The organism is Limnospira platensis NIES-39 (genome assembly GCF_026000695.1).
Lineage (GTDB): Bacteria > Cyanobacteriota > Cyanobacteriia > Cyanobacteriales > Microcoleaceae > Limnospira > Limnospira platensis.
This window is the reverse complement of the sequence record NZ_AP026945.1, coordinates 1,476,058-1,493,363: the sequence shown is the minus strand read 5'-3', so window position 1 is coordinate 1,493,363 and position 17,306 is coordinate 1,476,058. Positions and strand designations below refer to the sequence as shown.

Genomic DNA, 17,306 nt, shown 5'->3' with positions numbered 1-17,306 from the left:
GTGGAGAATTATCAACCAGAGCCACCGCCAAGTCTACCAATATTAAGGAGTGATATGCTTCAATCATGCTGTGAAGATTTGACCAAGATGACTCGGGAAATACATAAAGCCCTAGGGGTCAGGAAGTTGTTAGACAAGAGTTTCCAGGTTCCGTCTAATATGATGATACCAGAAGGTAAAGGTAATCATGCAAATAAGGATTATCTGGAAATCATGTCTGACCTGTTGAAAACCATCGACAATTATGGTTTTGATGCTCCGGTTACTGTTAAAGTTCAGGATACGAATAAAGCCCAAAAAGGCGACCAGTCTATAGAGTTAAAGTTTAACTCGCTGGGGGCTATATTAAAGGCTCAGACTGAACTGTTGATTGAGTTGAAAGGTGATAGTGCTAACCGGTTAAATATTCAGATTCGCCTAGCTTATATAATGACGAGAATGTATCGGACTTTAGCTAAGTTATATTACAGAACGTCGGCGATTTTGGACGGGTTGGGAATTCCTATTATCTCGAAGGTGGTGACTTTACCGATTGAGTTTAATGTGTTTGGTAAAAAACACTGGGGAGCTGGTAAGGGATTCGGTAAGGATAGTAAAAAGGGTCAGGAGCCTAAACTTGATTTAAACGATGAAGACACGACAGAAGCTATGTTACCCGATTTATTAGAGATTCATGATTATGAAATAGAGGTTGATGAGTTTAGGTTTAAAAGCACTGACCTTTATGAGATAATTTTGAATATGGCAGCTAAAATGAGGACATAATCGTGACCAAAAGAAATCCCCCCCGTGGTTCCAATCGTCCCCCAAGCGATTCGGGTAGTGGTAAGAAGCCACCATCTGAAAGAGAGAAAAAAGCGGGGTTAAGAACTGATACAAACAACAGAATAGAGGAAGCGATCGCTGTCTTGGATTTTCGGCTACACTTAGAATATTTAAATGTAGCATCAGCCCTTGGGGGCGGCGACTTTGAACAGTTTAAACGTTCTTGGTTGATGAATTACTATAATGCTATGACAGAACCGAGGTTTAAAGATAAACCCAAAAATCCTCCTACTAGAGAGGAACGGGCACGTCTCTTAAAGACTAATGCTGAGTTGATGATGAATCGCACAATCAAATCCGATAATTTGTCATCGAGGGAAAACCTAAATGAGTTCCGCCAAAGTAAAGACTTATTACCATTCGACGCTGATAATATAGGTTAAGATTATGTCTAATGTTGTAGGGATAGACCAGAAAGAACTGACCTCAACCGCTATAGCTGGCGGTGCGATGTCCGCCCAGTGGTTTAATAGTTTTTCGTCCACTTTCTACCAGCAGGTTCAAAACTTAAAAGCCTTTGATTTTAAGAAATGGGCGGGTAGTGTCAAGGGTGGAGCTTTAGCTATTGCAGAAAACATCAAAAAAGGGAACTGGGGTTTTTTCAAAGAATGGCTACAAGAGGCTCCTCTGGTTCCTAAAATAGCCGGGATTGTAGCGGGTGGTTTAATTGCTGGGACTGTGCTGATTGTTGGCGGACAAGCATTAGGGTTTGTTGGTGCGGGTGTAGGGAGTTTAGTAGCAGCCCATCCGGCTTTTGTTGGCGGTTTTTTAGGGGTAACAATACCTACAGTAATGAGCAAATTGACCCAAGGGGTTTCTCAAGCCTATAATTTTGATTGGGCAGCATCTGACAAGAAAATGATGGACGATTTAAAACAAGCGGCTAATGCTTTATATGTTCCCTTGGGGGAAACAGTCGGGAAATCTTTGGCGGCTTTAGTGGTGGGAAAGGTGGGTAGTACGGCGGCAACAAGTTTAAGGATTCGGGAAGGTGCGATCGCCGCTATGTGTATGATTAACCCGACTATTAAAGAGACTTTGGTGGATGCGTTATCCTCGCTGAGGTATGCGGTGCAAGAGGTTGTTAAAAAAGCACTGTTTGTTATGACTTACATTAACGCCAGAAAAGTAGCAGCCAGGTTGTTGGATAAGGAAGAGACTTGGGGCAAGGAAGGGCAATCACCTTTTATTGTTTCGGAGAAAGTAGAACAAACTTGGGCGAAAGTTAAAGAAGATGAATATTTTGATTGGGTGAATGAGCAACAATGGGAGGGGTTGGAAACAATGGCGGCTACGTTTTTTGAAACCCTCGGTGATTTGTTGTCAGAGCAGGGAACTTATGAGGAGTGGATACCGGTATAAATTCATCACCTGAGAGGAGGGATGTCAATGGCAGACGTTGGAAGACTTACCCAGCAAACTTACATCATGATGGCTCGTCAAAGGCGTATCACGAAGCTATCGGATAAACGCCCGGAACGAGTCCGAATAGAGTTACAACCTAACTGGAACGTTTACCAACTACAGCCAGACAGAAAAAACCCAGATTACAAACTGCTGATGGCTGGCTCTGAGTCAGCCTTGGCATTGCAGTTGTCACAACTGGGATGGATGGAGAAGATGATCGATCATCTTCTCAATGCCAGCGATCTAAAATTCGAGGATTGGTTTGATGTTTGGGCGGCGGGTTATCCAGAACTACGCTACAGAGTGAACCCAAAACTCCCCACATTAAGAACTAACTATCCCGCGTCGAATGTGAGTAATTCCACTGGGGAAACAATAAGCAAATGGAGAAATGAGGTAGGCTCTCGCCCGGCTTACATTGAATGGAAACCTTCAGCCCGAAAAACAGCAAAAGATGTTGGGCTTCACCGCACAATAGAATATTTTCCCGATCGCTCTCAGAACAAATCAGTTGTCTTGACGGGGAACGACAAGGAGCTAATTAGGCAAATCCTACAAATCCACTACGAGGGTGGGGGTAGCAGTGAGGGGATGGATAGCACGGTCTCGACGGGTATTAGTTACCGGGGCGCTCCCAAGGTTGTGCTGTACTTTTTGGAACGGATCGAGGATGTGGAAAAAGGCTACCGACAATTAGAGGCAAGAGTGGGATTCCGTTTGGTGGGAAAAACAGAAAACCCGAACGGAACTGGCGACTTGTTAACTAAGGCTAACATCAGAAATTTGGCTCAGAGAATTGTCCAGAACTTTCTACAACCCGAACAATTTCGTCTTCACAAGGGTAGAGAATCGGTTAGCTACAGAGATAAACGCCAAGGGTTAGAGTCGTTTGTTTTTGCAACTAGCGCATCAGAGGGGATTAATCTTTATCAGCGAATCTGTCGGGTGATGGAAATAGAATTTGATAACTCAAAGGTCTTTACATCGAGCAACCAAAATCCAACCCAAGCGTTTCCTATCACGCCCCCAGAAGTGACGATATTGGGTAACAAAATTAAACCACCCCGCCGCCGTCCGGTCGGGCACGTCTATTTTAGAGAGGCGAAATTGTTTTTAGAGATGCTCAACGAGCCTATCCTTCTCTGTGACTACAACGGGCATATATACAGGAATCCCGATTAGAAGACAACCCCAATATTTTTTTTAGATCAAACAAACTCCCTTGTATGTTCGGAAACCCTATAGGTTTCCGTAACTGTTCCACGCTCTAAAAATACCTGTTATGAATGTAGTGGTAATCAGTTTTAAAGCAACAAGGCAGGTATTCTATGCCCCCTCTAAATAGTTCAACAATTTATAGCTGGGATGCACCCTCGCCAGGGGGTACGGGAACCATTAAAGTAGCTGCCCGGCTTTCTAATCGGTACAATGGCATTGCTACACATCTCGGAATGACCGCCCACACAGATCCAACAAATGTAAATGCACATATGCTTAAGCCAAATAAAGCTGTGCAGGAGGGTTTCTTAATGAAGATGCGAATTAACTACCGAAAAGACAATAAGTATTATGGTGCTGATATTTATGTGCCTACAGACAAGGTTACTGAAGCCATCCAGATACTACCTAACAAGCCCTGGGATGGTACGGGAGTGATAACTTCATGTCGCGATCGTGTACGAGTTGATTACCGTTAAATAATATAAAAGGATTCTGAAATGGCAGCTAGAACGAAAATTTGTCAAACAGGCACAGGAGCAACCGCTAGGGTCTTTCGAGCTAGTAATGTAATGTATACAGCAGATAATGCTGATGTTCTAGGGGTTAGAGAGGCAGAAGCCGCAAATTTAAAAGCCCCACTATATGACACTGCTGAACTAATGCGAACCGGGGAATTAGTAAGGATTAATATACGATGTAGCGCCACAGGAGGCAGAAAAATTAATTATAGAATTTTCTGCGCTGGTGACAAGATAGATGATACTTTATCGTATTACAGAGCGACAGGAAGAACGCTTAATGGTAGGACAGTAGTAGGTGCTGGTTTAGACCGCCGCCAAGTTATCAAGTAAAACATGAGTTTTACGGATGCTTATGGCACATGGGAGGTGATAGCGTCAAGTTATCAGCCAACTCAAGAATGGATAATTCACAGCCCCCCAGTTACTCAATACTCATTATTGAGGTTTAGATTTTTAACTGATTGGGGGCGGTGGAAAAATCCCTATGATGGCTATAGGTCAATGCTGCTTATTAGAGGGCATTATTCTAATGGTTCTGGAAATTATGACTGGATAACAGGGCAAAGGACTGTATACGTTACAGAAGAACCGCAACTGATTAACTATCCACCAGTTCAAGAATTTACAGACAACCCCTCGGTGATTAGAAGGTTGGGAGTCCGCCGCCGTTTTTTCAAAAACGCAACATGGATCGAAAATCATCCTACAATGGATCTAAAGTTTGACGTAACAATTGAGGCTTTTGTAAGTTAACATGGACATCTCTCTTAATCAATTAATCGACCATCTCCCAGATGATTCACAGTTTAAAACCTTACTAGAAACATTGGGGGCAAGCGGTGATAGTGTGGACGCTACCGTAGAATTTTGTCATTTAGTAGGGGCATTATATCAAGCACAGTAAGTATACAACCAACAACCAGGAAATAAAGCAATTAATGTGGTCTCAGCAGTAAGTATTGGGCCGGTAATAGAAAGTTTAGACGGGACATTTTTTAGGAGGTTAGAAAGAACTCTAGCTTTTTTTGAAAAGTATGAAAATAGTATAATTGTCCCGAACGTCAAAAGTTAGTTGGTCGAAAATTTAAAGCTGCCAGATAATTCGGATTCTATCTGCGTTATCTGGTCAAAGTCTTGAAATTAACCCAAGTAAAATGTGATTAAAAATCCACATCAACAGAGGAGTTAATTCCGTCGTGGATATTGAAATTGAGAAAATTACGGTAATTATAAGTTGGATACTTTCACTCATTAGTACGGTCTGGTATGTATCAGTTCAATACACAATAATTAGAGTACAAGTCAACAGAAACAGAGAAGAGCTAAACAGAATATCATCAACGCTTAGGCGAGAAATAGAAGACCATAATAAACTTATATGGATAAACATCAACCACATGGAAAAATACTTAACCAAAAATCAAGATTATTTTCCGTTAAATATCCAAAACCAAAAATATAAAGATTATGGCGACTGATGTTTTACCAGAATTATTACGGGTAGGAAGTGATGGGGTAGTGATATTTTTAGTGTGGTCTTTGATGAAGCAAAACCAAAAGTTAATAGCAGAGGTCAACTCAAGAGACAATGAATTGATGAAGTTGATTTACAAAATACTTAGCAATGAACAGCCAGGGACAAGAGGTAAACGCGATCGCACTAGCCGGATTAACCGTCCCAGGGCAGAAAGCAAGGAGTGAGTTATCAGACTGACCCAATGGAAGGCAGCCTACTGGGAAAATGGACAAAATAAGTACAAATTCCCAGTTAGGACAAAAAAGCGATCACATTAAGTCCCTTGACACCAATCTGGACTTCTACAATTCCAAGACAAAGGTAAACGCTTCACTATTAATCTCATTAACGGGTTTGCGTCGCAGTTCTACAGATTTCTCACGGGGTAATAAGTCGAATACTTCCCGGAATACATCATCTACCTTTTCATAGGCGACTAGCCCCACCTCATCTAACACGACATCTCCTGATTGGTCAATTATCACTGTTTGGGGAACATATCCTCGATAGTAATGACCCGGTTCCGTGGGAGGTAGGGACGAGTCCATGGGGATTGAATCAATATTAACTGGGATAAAGTCCGCAGCCCTTCCGTAATACTCTTGCAGTTGCGATACTGTTGTCGAAAATACTTTGCAGTCGCGGCTGTCGTCCAGAAAAAAAACTAGCAATGCTGGTTTATGGAGTCTCAAAGACTGGGACAGTTCAACTCGTGGCGGCACTAGAGACCCATTACCGCCATATAGCGCAAAAATGTTGCCATCAAACTTATCATCGTCAATATTTGCTAAAGCTGGACCGGTTCCCAGGGTTAACGTTAGCAAGGCAGCTAAGGCCATGATTAGTAAGCCCCTGGGTATGAGTCGGAGGTTGAATGTTATTGGGTTGGAGTTCAGCACTGTCATCAGTTAATTGAGAGTCCTAGCTTTCGGAATTGTTACAATCTTTTAACGACATTTTACAACAGCGATCGCCAAGATTATGACCCGAATATTCAGCCAGTATCGGGAAAATCACCGCCGAATTTGGCCATTTCCCTCAGTCCCTCGTCCCTAATTATTAAGTTTTTCCCCATGAAATGTTAAAAACTATTACAAATATACTAATAATGTGAACATAATGCCTCAAAATACATTTCGAGGTAGTCATGTCATGAGGTTTCATTTGGGGGACCAAATAGGGACACCCGAAACTCGTGGCGGCGTATAATCAAATACGCCCGATCGCGATCGATAAATGACTCGGCAATCTTGGTAATAGCCAAAAGTTGCCTGCTCAGGAGAAGTTGCCTGCTAACCGCCACCTGTGGCAGGTTAAATGGTACTTCCCAAAGCTGAGGAGCCACGACACCGGGCTGACCGAAAGTCGTAGGCTTCATCATGAACACATTAGCTAAACCCTGTGGTAGAAAATGAGTATCGTTACCAAATCCATCGTCAATGCAGACGCTGAAGCGCGTTATCTGAGCCCTGGTGAATTAGATCGGATCAAATCCTTTGTTACCTCTGGCGAACGCCGGGTTCGGATTGCTGAAACCATGACAGGTGCTCGTGAGCGCATCATCAAGGAAGCAGGAAACCAACTTTTCCAAAAACGTCCTGATGTAGTCTCTCCCGGTGGAAATGCCTACGGTGAGGAAATGACTGCCACCTGCCTGCGGGATCTAGACTACTACCTGCGTCTGATCACCTACGGAATTGTTGCTGGCGATGTTACCCCCATTGAAGAAATCGGGGTTGTAGGTGTTCGCGAAATGTACAAATCTCTTGGTACTCCCATCGAAGCAGTAGCTGAAGGTGTACGGGCTATGAAGAGTGTAGCCACTTCCCTGCTGTCTGGAGAAGACGCGGCCGAAGCAGGTGCTTACTTCGACTACCTAATTGGTGCAATGTCATAAGCACTGGCGATTATCTCTTATCAATCGACCAAGATTCATCTAAACAATTCCTAGATCAAGCGACCATTAGCAAACGAAACCATCATGCAAGACGCAATCACTTCCGTAATCAACTCCTCTGACGTTCAAGGTAAATACCTGGATGCTAGCGCTATCCAAAAACTGAAAGCCTATTTCGCTACTGGTGAACTGCGCGTTCGTGCAGCAACCACCATCAGCGCTAATGCAGCTAACATCGTTAAGGAAGCAGTTGCTAAGTCTCTGCTGTACTCCGATATCACCCGTCCCGGTGGTAATATGTACACCACTCGTCGCTATGCTGCTTGCATCCGTGACCTGGACTACTACCTCCGCTATGCTACCTATGCTATGCTGGCTGGCGATCCTTCCATCCTGGATGAGCGTGTACTCAATGGCCTGAAAGAAACTTATAACTCTTTGGGTGTACCCATTGGCGCTACCGTTCAAGCTATCCAAGCTATGAAAGAAGTTACTGCTGGCTTAGTTGGTGCTGATGCTGGTAAGGAAATGGGCATTTACTTTGATTACATCTGCTCTGGCTTGAGCTAAGACTGCTCACAGAGGAAGCTAGAATGTAGTCATCCCCTTTGGAAATACTACAGTCTTGGTTCTTCAATTCCTATAAACTTAGGGCCAGGGAAGTCTGAAGTGAGTGCTAGACCGCCAAAGGCTTGTCTGTATCATTGATAAGTTTTAGCGAGCTAGTATTGGCTTATGACTCCCGGCCTTTAGTCATTTGATAAATATTACTGTCAAATACTGTCAAAATTGCTGACTTAACTCAGGAGCAAGATAATCATGAGATCTTTCAAAGTAACAGCTTGCGTTCCCAGCCAAACACGGATTCGCACTCAGCGTGAGTTACAAAATACCTATTTCACTAAGCTGGTTCCCTATGACAACTGGTTCCGGGAACAGCAACGGATTATGAAAATGGGTGGAAAAATTGTCAAAGTTGAATTAGCCACTGGGAAGCCGGGAACTAATACAGGACTGCTGTGATCATAGTGGAAACGCCAACCGCCTTGGCGGTGTGGCGTGTTTAGTTCACCCGCTCAATTTCGCTACAATTGCGATCGGGTGTATATATGCCAATAGCAATCAGCGCTATATATCTAAAAATTAATTTAACTTCATCTTTTTGGACACTTGTGGCTAGGTGGGCTTGTATATTGATGGCCCCGTTTCTCACCACCACGAGTGGCTTTTCTGCTTGTATAATTAGAGAAATACACTTGACCAACAGAACTAATCACCTATCACGAGTAGATATAAGGGGTGCGTTTGGTCACTTATTCGCTCAAGTCCAGGAAACTGCTAGATCCGAAATACCTTCGAGGAATCCCTGTCCCCCGGCTTAAATAGTCAATATTTAAATGTAAAATTCCCCTGGGGAAGTATGTCAACCTTATTGATGATTGCTGATGGATAATAGTACAAATTTCGTTGAATCTATATTAGCACAAACTCCTTCCGAAAATCCTACCACTAATCTGAGTAATAAAGTCACCTCAGAAATGTTGTGGATGGGAGCCACGGGTTTGATGCTAATAATACTGATTGTAGTCTCAGTCATTTATAACTCTAAAAACAAAGGTCTTGCCAAGAAGTTAAAAATGGAGACATTTAGAAATAAAGAACTCCATAAAAAATATAAATTGGCTTTGGCAACTATTTCTAAAATGGAGAAAAACCCAGACTTAATTCACTCCAGGGAATTTAACCTTGATTATCTCAGGATGAGAATGTCTGAGGATGTTTTCCATTATGCCATCATTGTTCAAATTAAGATGAAGGTCAAGCAGCAAATCGCTGTGGCTATGCGACCTACACAGGCGGCTGTGGGAGAAAAAAGTAATGCTGGTCAAGGCCGCCAAGTTGATTCAATTTTTGATGTTGAATACGACACAGGAGACCATGAACATAGCAAAAAACGGGTATTATTTCGGATACAAATTAGGTTGATGAAATTACCCACGCAAGCAACTTCAACGACTATTAATCAGATTATTGACTGCTTGGAAACCTATTTGAGTCCCTCGGATGACCATGATAATTGGCAACCGACAATTCAGGGGAGAATTGCCCATATTGAATGGGACCAAAAAGCCAAACCTACTCCCCTATTAGTGTTAGAACAATCTAACGAAGGCATGAATGTTACGTTCCGTACTAATCGGAAACTCCCGGAAAGTCAAGGTAAAACTCCTTTACCAGCATCAAGTCGCAACAAGTCTAAACGCCGTAAAACTGCTTCGAGTGGTAACACTCATTTTACCCCTTAACTGTGGCTGGTCTCAGTCTTCAGGAGTATCAAATAAAACTGTGGTCATATAGCGTTCTGCCCATTCCTCGCCAAAGGCTTTTTCGAGGACGCGCCTGGTCTTGTCGTTTTGCTGTTGTTGTTGACAGTAGTGGCGTTGGGCGTTGATAATCTGAATTTGTTGTTCTGGGGAAACCGGAGTTTGAGCGATCGCACTTTGACAGTGTAGTTCCATATAAGTCTCAACCCGACTCAGAAACAAGTCCTCCTCCTGCTCGTTAGCCGGACGCACAAATAGACAAAACTCCGAAAAAATATCCCCCCAGGCGGGAATATCACGGGGTTGAGAAAACTGATTTTGGGGTAATTCTTGCAAAACCCGATGATAATTTTCCGGTAAAGTGCGATCGCCACTTAGGGGCGACAAATCCACAATCGCCGCCCCAATTCTACCACGTCCCCCCACCAAATCCGTACCAAACATAGGCAGAGCGAATGAACTGCGGGGAAACATCACACAATGGAGAATATCCAAACCGCTACCCACCTTAGCCAATTCCAAGTGCATCTTACGAAACTGTGGAGTTTGATAGCAGCGATTTTCAATAGTCAACCTTTCCCCTTCTAATCGCCCCTCAATGTATCCTAAATCATCAGGCAGATGATAGGGTTGCAGATCCAAATACTGACCCCATAGGCGTTCAATACTGTTCGCCAATCGGCTAATTAACGGGTGTTGTTGTTCCCGCAAAGAATTTTGGTTGAAAGTTGATTGCATTCTCAAACCTAATTAAAACAGCCGTTCCCAAAAAACCAAGTTGTGCATATTTTAAGTCGCCCTGAACATCTTTAATTGATACCATGTGCATCAAATGGGAAGCGTCGGCCTAATTATTTAAGTGACCCCCCCACAGCCCAATTTATGTTCAGCGCGAGACAAGGCACAGCAGTTTATGAAATCATACCCCTGCTTAGGTTTCAGCCTGTTACCTTAGACCTGAGCCGGGATGTTTCTGATACTGACACAGCCATTATCACACAATTAGTGGGTATCTGTAAGTATAATTAGTTAGATTTGGTGTGATTCGTTTGCACCCCTGGGTTAATTGGAAATCCGCAAGAGCTATGTATATTTACACTACCCCCAGGTTTGATCAACAAGCCAAACAATTTGGTGTTCAGGGTCAGATTGCAGAATTAGTAGTAGCCATTCAGACCCAGGGCAGTTCTGCTGTCCATGCCTATTTTAACTGGAATTATCCCTATCTGAAGCGGCCTGTCCGTAATCTCAGACTACTGGGGAAAATCTTTCCTTTTAAGAATGAGCGAGTATTGTGTTTACTCGATGTTTTGACTAGGGGGGGTAATGAATATGAGTCTTTTCTGCAAAACCCAGAAGACTACGGGAAAAAGCATTTAGACCCTCTAGTTGATTATACCGACCTAGAAAATAGTATCAAAGGCCAACGAGAAAGAAAAAAAGGGCCTTTCCGTCAACAATTTTTACCAGAAATCTATCACGGTTGGCTACAACGACCTACCTGGACTCGCAAGACAGACGATCGCATTATTTGTGAAGGTGAGGTCTGGGTCAAACAGTTTCAGCAGCAGGAAACTCGCGACCAATGGCAGAGTTATGGTGAAATTGTCCTAGCCATTGTCGAAGGACAGGAAGAAAAACAGCACACTCCCTGGCCAAATTTATACTTAACCTGCAAACCAGACAGTAGTAATTATGTCCTCTATAGCCATTTAGAGACAGCCGACGGCTTACCTCGTCGGGTAGTGTTCTTAGTAGCCAGTTTTGATGGTCTACCCCAGCCAGCCGATATTGAGGCGGTGCTACAACAGACCCGGCTGTTAACTCTTGACTTTCCCCAGGGTATTTTTTCCACACCCATTACTTATGATATTCTCTCGCGTTATACCCGTCGCGCTTATCCAGACTATTTAGTCCTAGATAGGGAAATTTGGCTAGAAATTGAAGCAGATAATGGTATTAATTTAGCCCTTTCTGTGGAAGAAGAAAGAATTTTACATGAACTTTCTAGCCCTGATTCTGAAAATTCTCTACCCTTATTTATCAATGGTCGCGCGGGGAGTGGCAAATCAACCATGTTGGTTTATTTGTTTGCTGAATACTGCGATCGCTACCGGAAAATTTATGCTCAAAAACTGCCAGAAAAAGTCATTAAACCACTATTTTTGACTTATAATGAACGTCTGCTAACTCGCGCAAAACAAGGAGTAGAAAAGCTGCTAATAACTAACTATAAGTTCATGCTAAACAGCAGTAACCTGAAGAAAAAACCACCCTTAGAACCTTGCTTTCAATCCTTCCAAGATTTTCTAATTAATTTACTTCCTCCAGAAGAAAGCGATAAATTTGATCGCGATCGCTATATCTCCTTTTACGACTTCCGCCAAAACTTTACCCATCGCCAAAAACGCTACTCTCCAGAATTATGCTGGCATATTATCCGCACATTCATCAAAGGCTATAGCCTCGTCAATCAAAACGATGAATACATGACCCCAGAGGATTATGATGATGTTCCCCGCCGAGAAAAAACCATTTCCTCAGAAGTCTTTGATGCCATTTATAAACAGGTTTGGCCGTGGTACTATAGACTCACCCATGATGATGGCTATTGGGATGACCAAGACTTAATCCGGCGAGTCCTGCAAGTCAAAGGTGATAGCCTCCCCAAATATACAGCAATTTTTTGTGATGAAGCCCAGGATTTCACCAAATTAGAACTATTGCTAATCGTCAAACTCTCTCTATTTTCTGACTCAGTTATGTATCCCCCCATTCCCAGTTTACCCTTTGCCTTTGCCGGGGATCCATTTCAGACCCTTAACCCCACCGGATTTCGTTGGCAAAGTGTCAAAGCCACCTTTTTTGATCAGGTAATTTCTCACCTAGACCCTGACCAAAAACTCAATCTAGGAATGTCATTTTATGAACTAGAATCCAATTATAGATCCAGCCCAGCCATAGTCAAAATGACCAATTTAATTCATCTATGGCGGCATCTAGTTTTTAAAATCCCCAAACTCAAACCCCAGGAAGCATGGCAACCAATAGCCAATGCTCGTCATCCCCAAAAATTCATCTTTGGTCAGCGTAATTTTTCCGTAAATGACCTCAAAAGCCACATCGAAAAATCCCCCATTTTTATTGTACCGTGTGAAGCAAACGGCGAATTAACATATATTAAAAATGATGATTTTTTATCTTCGTTATATCCGGGAGCCAGCGAAACCAATCCCCCGAAAAATGTGTTAAGTGCCATTCAAGCCAAAGGCTTGGAATTCCCCCTAGTAATTTTATATAAATTTGGCGAACAGTTTGCCAAGGAATTTGGGCGATCGCTTTGGGATTATATCAATTTAGACCAAGAACATCCCTTAGAATTAGAGTATTTTTTCAATAAATTATATGTAGCAGCCAGTCGAGGAATCACTAACCTAATAGTCATTGATACAGAAGTCGGCGATCGTTTCCTCTGGCAATATGCAACCACAGACTGGTTACACCAATCTGCATACCAACTAGAACAATGTTTAGCTGCATCAGACGATCGCCAGATTTGGGAAGGCTATATAGGCGGTTTAAATTGGGGGGATAGTCTCGAAAATCTCGATCTTGATCACCGGGAATTACAAGCCCAAGAATTTGAAGAAAATGGCCGAATGCAGAAAGATCCCGTTTCCCTACGACGGGCTAAACAGTTTTATCTCGAACTCGGAAAGCAAACAGAAGCCCTATTATGTGAAGCCTGGGCCCTGAGATTCGATCGCCGATTTCGAGAAGCCGGGCTATTATTTAGTCGCTATGGTCAAAACGACGCAGCCTGGGAATGTTTCTGGCATGGTCTATGTTGGCAAGCCCTACTCGACTGGTATCACCAATTTCCTGAATCAAGACCAGCAGAACGTCCCCTAGTCGAATTTATGGCAACCCCCACCAAAACCCTAGCTGTAGTCGAGCAATTTACCCTATTTTTGGAAGAAGCCATAGCACAAAAATCCACCACCGATCTGGGAACAGTCAATTTAGACACTTCTGCAGGATTAAATCCTACCACCGAGTATAGTCCTCATCACCCCCACCTCGGTTCTCGCACGCCGGACCACAACCGCAAACCCTGGAAAGCAGCCATTTCTGAATATGCCAGCAGAATCAAACGCTTGATGGCCGAAAAGCGATTATCTCTCCCTGTGTGGCAAAGATTTGGTGATGTATTGGAAGCCTTAGATGAAGCCAAATATGATGGCCTCCTAGATATTGCTGGGGAATGCTTCTATCGAGCTAAAAACTTGCGGCGCGCCGTCCGCTGTTGGCAGCGTTGTGGGTCTACTGACCGACGGGAATATAATATTGCTCTAGCTGATGTATTAGGCTTCCCAGAAGGTTTGGCTTATTTGGAACGAGCCGGAAATAGCGATCGCATTATTGCTGAATGGGAACGCGCCGGTCGTCCCGTCACCGCCCAGTGGTTAAAATATGGCGAATGTGTTAGACGCGCCTTACTTGCACAAAATCGCTACCGCGACTGGGTAGAATATTTGATGCGCTCCCGACAATGGTCTGATGCGATCGCCGCCTTAGAAGAGTGTTCTCGATCCGAAATCAAAGGCTTACAGTTTGAGTTAATCCGACAACTCGCTCGCTCTAATTTGACCCCACAACAGGTGCGTATTGCTCGCTCTCGCTATATGACCCTCATAGACCAAGTATTATCCAATTCCGATTGGAAAGCCTATCTAGCAGTTCCGGAAGTCGGCGTAGTCCTCGAAAGAATTGGCGATTTAGTGCGGACTTTAAGATTTTATGAGCAGTTTGTTGAAGCCGAAAACCTCCATTTAAAGGTGTTTGCTCGACAACGTTGGATTGTTAATAAAATTAAACAACAAAATTATGCCGCCAACGTTGACCCTCGGCGGGCTACCGCTATAAGTGAGGAAATTAACCGCAAAGCCTCCGATTGGAGGATTGATTTAGACGCTTTACCTACCGATCTCCCACCCATAGACCGTTTGACAACCCATAAATCCCAGCAGAGTGCTATCAATCTTGTCCAAGGATTGCCCCCTGGAGTACAGATCAATCTTTCCTCTTCTGATGGTCATGCTTATAGTTTCCGTATTGATTCGATGGAAGTGCGCGTAGTTAAACGCGATCGCCTCCTCAAAGCGACAATTACCGACCTCCATACTCTCAAGACTCTACAAATTGAGGTTGATAGTCGCGGCGGTAGGGTCTGTATTGGTAATATGTTTGTCGAAGCTGCTGATGGTCAGCGTCTTTTGTTTCAAGGTCCCGTTACTGGCTGTAGTGGCGCGATTATCTATCGTCAGAATCCCCCATTGGTTCAACTAAAGTTACCCAATCACCCTGATACTATTGTTTTTTAGCAATCTTTTATCCCCTAGGGCGGGTGCAGCCGTCTTATCCTGTGTGCTGTGGCTGGCTTGGGGCGCGTGCAGCAGTCTTATCCTGTGTGCTGTGTGTGGCTGGCTTGGGGCGCGTGCAGCAGTCTTATCCTGTGTGCTGTGACTGGCTTGGGGCGCGTGCAGCAGTCTTATCCTGTGTGCTGTGGCTGGCTTGGGGCGCGTGCAGCAGTCTTGTCCTGTGTGCTGTGGCTGGCTTGGGGAGGGTGCAGCAGTCTTGTCCTGTGTGCTGTGGCTGTCTTGGGGAGGGTGCAGCAGTCTTGTCCTGTGTGCTGTGACTGGCTTGGGGCGGGTGCAGCCGTCTTATCCTGTGTGCTGTGGCTGTCTTGGGGCGGGTGCAGCCGTCTTATCCTGTGTGCTGTGGCTGTCTTGGGGCGGGTGCAGCAGTCTTATCCTGTGTGCTGTGGCTGGCTTTAGCACCCGCCCCTACAGGACCCGCCCCTACAACTTTTCCGCAACCTTCTCCAGAATCTGCCATAATTATTCAAATTGATACAGGAACTAAAAATACCCTAGTTATATGTCGGTTCAATTTTTTTACTTACCTGAAATTGATGTCAAGACCGTTGCTGACTACCTACAAAAGCCTACCCAAGAGGTGCAGCTTATTGATGTTCGAGAACCTCAAGAATTGGCGATCGCTAGTATTGATGGTTTTGTTAATTACCCCTTGAGTGAACATCAGCAGTGGTCAGAATCCATTTTGACTCAACTTGACCTCCATAAGGAAACTTGGGTAATGTGTCATCATGGCAGACGTTCAGCCCAAATGGGTCAGTGGCTCATTCAACAGGGTTTTACTAATGTTAAAAATATTACCGGCGGCATTGATGCTTACTCTGTAATCGTTGATGATACCGTACCCCGCTACTGATTTCGCAGATCAAAAAGAGTCCGCATAAGCGGACTCTCCTGGGATAAACAGAAAGCTGTCGAGTTCATTCTGTTGATCGACTCGATTTATTCATAGCGTTACTTATATTTCGTCTACTAGCTGGACTCGTCCCCGCCGAATTGAGTACAATAGACGATCTATCACTCGTAGTTCTTCTTTTTCTAAGGATTCATCTAGTACCGCTGCCATTAGACCATAGCGATCGGCTTTAGTCAAAGATCTCGTTTCAGTTACCGATGCAATGATTTCTGAGAGTGCGCCCGGAAGTAGTTTGACTGGAGACATAAGTGCGTTTTGAACTCGACACTTTTATCATCCTCCATTTCTCAGATTAGATCCGTGATCTGCTATCAGACAATCAGTGATTATACAGATGTAATTTGGTGAGTTAAAACACTTATAGCTGGTGATAACTGTCACAGCCCCCTCCATTAGTCTAACTCCCGTCTCCCTTCTAACGCCCGCGCTAACGTCACCTCATCAGCATACTCTAAATCCCCACCCACAGGTAAACCGAAAGCAATACGAGTTACTCTCGTAAAAGGCTTCAGTAATTGACCTAAATATAATGTCGTCGTTTCCCCTTCCACGCTTGGGTTAACCGCGATAATCACTTCCTTAAACTTTTGTTGACTTACCCGCCTCACTAGGGGTTGAACTGTTAGTTGTTCTGGCCCAATACCATCCATAGGAGAAATTACTCCCCCCAAAACATGATACAATCCCCTATATTCACGGGTTTTCTCTAACGCGATTACATCCCGTGAGTCCGAAACTACACATATCGTTTCGCGATCGCGTTGCGGATTACGGCAAATCTCGCAAACAGGTTCCGCCGACAGGTGAAAACATACCTGACACAAACCTACCTGTTTTTTCGCTTCCAACAACGCCCTCGCTAGGGCCTGTACTTCTTCCTCTGGCCGTTTGATAATATGAAGAGCAAGTCTTTGGGCTGTTTTTGGCCCAATACCGGGCAGCCTCTGGAACTGTTCGATTAGACGGGCTAAGGGGCGTGTGTAAACCGTTGTTTTTCCTCCACTTATGCGCTCATACAATAGTATAACCCCTTACCAGTGTGAACCGAATTATGTTAATTTTTGTAACAAAAAATTAAGAAATGTTACAAAAAATTTCTTTTTTGGGGGTTTCCTGGCTTTTTTGGTTGACTTCTGATATTATTTTAGATAATAGGAATATTTAAACTTTTTTTATTTTTGAATATAATTCATTATTTAAAGAAATGTCAATATATTAGCATGAGTTCCCGCCGCCTGTCA

At 43.7% G+C, this 17,306-nt stretch carries 22 protein-coding genes; 16 read left to right on the top strand and 6 right to left on the bottom strand.

Features of this window, described 5'->3' with window-relative positions:
• Positions 1 to 54: 54 nt before the first annotated feature.
• The 9 genes from N39L_RS07500 (at position 55) to N39L_RS07460 (ending at position 5,675) form a co-directional block, all read left to right on the top strand.
• Positions 55 to 765, top strand: a complete 711-nt coding sequence (locus N39L_RS07500) for a hypothetical protein (protein ID WP_231851950.1) — start codon at positions 55 to 57, stop codon at positions 763 to 765.
• Between the two features lie 2 nt (positions 766 to 767).
• A complete protein-coding gene (locus tag N39L_RS07495; RefSeq protein ID WP_014274799.1) occupies positions 768 to 1,208 on the top strand; it encodes a hypothetical protein in 441 nt (146 codons plus the stop codon).
• A gap of 4 nt (positions 1,209 to 1,212) precedes the next feature.
• Complete coding sequence (locus N39L_RS07490; RefSeq protein ID WP_014274798.1) at positions 1,213 to 2,187, top strand: hypothetical protein; 975 nt, start codon at positions 1,213 to 1,215, stop codon at positions 2,185 to 2,187.
• 27 nt (positions 2,188 to 2,214) lie between these two features.
• Positions 2,215 to 3,414 (top strand): hypothetical protein, encoded by a 1,200-nt coding sequence (locus N39L_RS07485; protein ID WP_035738191.1) that lies wholly within the window; start codon positions 2,215 to 2,217, stop codon positions 3,412 to 3,414.
• Between the two features lie 146 nt (positions 3,415 to 3,560).
• A complete protein-coding gene (locus N39L_RS07480; protein WP_014274796.1) occupies positions 3,561 to 3,929 on the top strand; it encodes a hypothetical protein in 369 nt (122 codons plus the stop codon).
• A 21-nt stretch (positions 3,930 to 3,950) separates the two neighbouring features.
• Positions 3,951 to 4,304: a hypothetical protein gene (locus N39L_RS07475; RefSeq protein WP_014274795.1), complete on the top strand. Its 354-nt coding sequence runs from the start codon at positions 3,951 to 3,953 to the stop codon at positions 4,302 to 4,304.
• 3 nt (positions 4,305 to 4,307) lie between these two features.
• Entirely contained in the window at positions 4,308 to 4,727 is a 420-nt protein-coding gene (locus tag N39L_RS07470) for a hypothetical protein (protein WP_014274794.1), read from the top strand.
• Position 4,728: 1 nt separating this feature from the next.
• On the top strand, positions 4,729 to 4,878 hold the full coding sequence (locus N39L_RS07465) for a hypothetical protein (RefSeq protein WP_014274412.1): 150 nt from the start codon (positions 4,729 to 4,731) through the stop codon (positions 4,876 to 4,878).
• A gap of 563 nt (positions 4,879 to 5,441) precedes the next feature.
• Positions 5,442 to 5,675, top strand: coding sequence for a hypothetical protein (locus N39L_RS07460; RefSeq protein WP_014274793.1), 234 nt, complete (start codon positions 5,442 to 5,444; stop codon positions 5,673 to 5,675).
• Between the two features lie 117 nt (positions 5,676 to 5,792).
• Here the strand turns inward: N39L_RS07460 and N39L_RS07455 are convergent, their stop codons facing one another.
• Both N39L_RS07455 and N39L_RS07450 read right to left on the bottom strand, forming a co-directional pair.
• Positions 5,793 to 6,329, bottom strand: a complete 537-nt coding sequence (locus N39L_RS07455) for a thylakoid membrane photosystem I accumulation factor (protein ID WP_006617278.1) — start codon at positions 6,327 to 6,329, stop codon at positions 5,793 to 5,795.
• Positions 6,330 to 6,640: 311 nt separating this feature from the next.
• The gene (locus N39L_RS07450; RefSeq protein ID WP_006667936.1) at positions 6,641 to 6,871 is read right to left on the bottom strand and encodes a hypothetical protein; all 231 of its coding nucleotides are present in this window, start codon (positions 6,869 to 6,871) and stop codon (positions 6,641 to 6,643) included.
• Between the two features lie 30 nt (positions 6,872 to 6,901).
• Between N39L_RS07450 and apcA the strand changes: the two genes are divergently transcribed.
• The 4 genes from apcA (at position 6,902) to N39L_RS07430 (ending at position 9,693) form a co-directional block, all read left to right on the top strand.
• Positions 6,902 to 7,387: an allophycocyanin subunit alpha gene (gene apcA, locus N39L_RS07445; protein ID WP_006617276.1), complete on the top strand. Its 486-nt coding sequence runs from the start codon at positions 6,902 to 6,904 to the stop codon at positions 7,385 to 7,387.
• Between the two features lie 84 nt (positions 7,388 to 7,471).
• On the top strand, positions 7,472 to 7,957 hold the full coding sequence (apcB, locus tag N39L_RS07440; RefSeq protein WP_006617275.1) for an allophycocyanin subunit beta: 486 nt from the start codon (positions 7,472 to 7,474) through the stop codon (positions 7,955 to 7,957).
• 249 nt (positions 7,958 to 8,206) lie between these two features.
• Positions 8,207 to 8,410 (top strand): phycobilisome linker polypeptide, encoded by a 204-nt coding sequence (locus N39L_RS07435; protein ID WP_006617274.1) that lies wholly within the window; start codon positions 8,207 to 8,209, stop codon positions 8,408 to 8,410.
• A gap of 422 nt (positions 8,411 to 8,832) precedes the next feature.
• On the top strand, positions 8,833 to 9,693 hold the full coding sequence (locus N39L_RS07430; protein WP_006617273.1) for a hypothetical protein: 861 nt from the start codon (positions 8,833 to 8,835) through the stop codon (positions 9,691 to 9,693).
• 12 nt (positions 9,694 to 9,705) lie between these two features.
• On the opposite strand, the gene N39L_RS07425 is transcribed toward N39L_RS07430, so the two are convergent.
• Positions 9,706 to 10,449 (bottom strand): phycocyanobilin:ferredoxin oxidoreductase, encoded by a 744-nt coding sequence (locus tag N39L_RS07425; RefSeq protein WP_006617272.1) that lies wholly within the window; start codon positions 10,447 to 10,449, stop codon positions 9,706 to 9,708.
• A 144-nt stretch (positions 10,450 to 10,593) separates the two neighbouring features.
• Between N39L_RS07425 and N39L_RS07420 the strand changes: the two genes are divergently transcribed.
• Together N39L_RS07420 and N39L_RS07415 are read left to right on the top strand one after the other, a co-directional pair.
• Positions 10,594 to 10,740, top strand: coding sequence for a hypothetical protein (locus tag N39L_RS07420; RefSeq protein ID WP_157888677.1), 147 nt, complete (start codon positions 10,594 to 10,596; stop codon positions 10,738 to 10,740).
• A gap of 56 nt (positions 10,741 to 10,796) precedes the next feature.
• Complete coding sequence (locus N39L_RS07415; protein WP_014274791.1) at positions 10,797 to 15,095, top strand: DEAD/DEAH box helicase; 4,299 nt, start codon at positions 10,797 to 10,799, stop codon at positions 15,093 to 15,095.
• A gap of 382 nt (positions 15,096 to 15,477) precedes the next feature.
• Here the strand turns inward: N39L_RS07415 and N39L_RS07410 are convergent, their stop codons facing one another.
• Entirely contained in the window at positions 15,478 to 15,609 is a 132-nt protein-coding gene (locus tag N39L_RS07410) for a hypothetical protein (RefSeq protein ID WP_286133271.1), read from the bottom strand.
• A gap of 42 nt (positions 15,610 to 15,651) precedes the next feature.
• On the opposite strand from N39L_RS07410, the gene N39L_RS07405 reads away from it, so the two are divergent.
• The gene (locus tag N39L_RS07405) at positions 15,652 to 16,005 is read left to right on the top strand and encodes a rhodanese-like domain-containing protein (protein ID WP_006619388.1); all 354 of its coding nucleotides are present in this window, start codon (positions 15,652 to 15,654) and stop codon (positions 16,003 to 16,005) included.
• Between the two features lie 102 nt (positions 16,006 to 16,107).
• Here N39L_RS07405 and N39L_RS07400 read toward each other — a convergent pair whose 3' ends face one another.
• Both N39L_RS07400 and recR read right to left on the bottom strand, forming a co-directional pair.
• Positions 16,108 to 16,311: a hypothetical protein gene (locus N39L_RS07400; RefSeq protein WP_006619387.1), complete on the bottom strand. Its 204-nt coding sequence runs from the start codon at positions 16,309 to 16,311 to the stop codon at positions 16,108 to 16,110.
• Positions 16,312 to 16,457: 146 nt separating this feature from the next.
• Positions 16,458 to 17,006, bottom strand: a complete 549-nt coding sequence (gene recR / locus N39L_RS07395; protein ID WP_434221625.1) for a recombination mediator RecR — start codon at positions 17,004 to 17,006, stop codon at positions 16,458 to 16,460.
• Between the last annotated feature and the right edge of the window lie 300 nt (positions 17,007 to 17,306).

Coding starts and splice junctions, on each gene's coding strand:
- N39L_RS07400 (WP_006619387.1), bottom strand. CDS start 16,311: ATGTCTCCAGTCAAACTACTTCCGGGCGCACTCTCAGAAATCATTGCA.
- N39L_RS07410 (WP_286133271.1), bottom strand. CDS start 15,609: ATGGCAGATTCTGGAGAAGGTTGCGGAAAAGTTGTAGGGGCGGGTCCT.
- N39L_RS07480 (WP_014274796.1), top strand. CDS start 3,561: ATGCCCCCTCTAAATAGTTCAACAATTTATAGCTGGGATGCACCCTCG.
- N39L_RS07455 (WP_006617278.1), bottom strand. CDS start 6,329: ATGGCCTTAGCTGCCTTGCTAACGTTAACCCTGGGAACCGGTCCAGCT.
- N39L_RS07485 (WP_035738191.1), top strand. CDS start 2,215: ATGGCAGACGTTGGAAGACTTACCCAGCAAACTTACATCATGATGGCT.
- N39L_RS07460 (WP_014274793.1), top strand. CDS start 5,442: ATGGCGACTGATGTTTTACCAGAATTATTACGGGTAGGAAGTGATGGG.
- N39L_RS07470 (WP_014274794.1), top strand. CDS start 4,308: ATGAGTTTTACGGATGCTTATGGCACATGGGAGGTGATAGCGTCAAGT.
- N39L_RS07490 (WP_014274798.1), top strand. CDS start 1,213: ATGTCTAATGTTGTAGGGATAGACCAGAAAGAACTGACCTCAACCGCT.
- N39L_RS07435 (WP_006617274.1), top strand. CDS start 8,207: ATGAGATCTTTCAAAGTAACAGCTTGCGTTCCCAGCCAAACACGGATT.
- N39L_RS07475 (WP_014274795.1), top strand. CDS start 3,951: ATGGCAGCTAGAACGAAAATTTGTCAAACAGGCACAGGAGCAACCGCT.
- N39L_RS07420 (WP_157888677.1), top strand. CDS start 10,594: ATGTTCAGCGCGAGACAAGGCACAGCAGTTTATGAAATCATACCCCTG.
- N39L_RS07465 (WP_014274412.1), top strand. CDS start 4,729: ATGGACATCTCTCTTAATCAATTAATCGACCATCTCCCAGATGATTCA.
- N39L_RS07425 (WP_006617272.1), bottom strand. CDS start 10,449: ATGCAATCAACTTTCAACCAAAATTCTTTGCGGGAACAACAACACCCG.
- N39L_RS07450 (WP_006667936.1), bottom strand. CDS start 6,871: ATGATGAAGCCTACGACTTTCGGTCAGCCCGGTGTCGTGGCTCCTCAG.
- apcA (WP_006617276.1), top strand. CDS start 6,902: ATGAGTATCGTTACCAAATCCATCGTCAATGCAGACGCTGAAGCGCGT.
- N39L_RS07405 (WP_006619388.1), top strand. CDS start 15,652: ATGTCGGTTCAATTTTTTTACTTACCTGAAATTGATGTCAAGACCGTT.
- N39L_RS07430 (WP_006617273.1), top strand. CDS start 8,833: ATGGATAATAGTACAAATTTCGTTGAATCTATATTAGCACAAACTCCT.
- N39L_RS07415 (WP_014274791.1), top strand. CDS start 10,797: ATGTATATTTACACTACCCCCAGGTTTGATCAACAAGCCAAACAATTT.
- apcB (WP_006617275.1), top strand. CDS start 7,472: ATGCAAGACGCAATCACTTCCGTAATCAACTCCTCTGACGTTCAAGGT.
- N39L_RS07500 (WP_231851950.1), top strand. CDS start 55: ATGCTTCAATCATGCTGTGAAGATTTGACCAAGATGACTCGGGAAATA.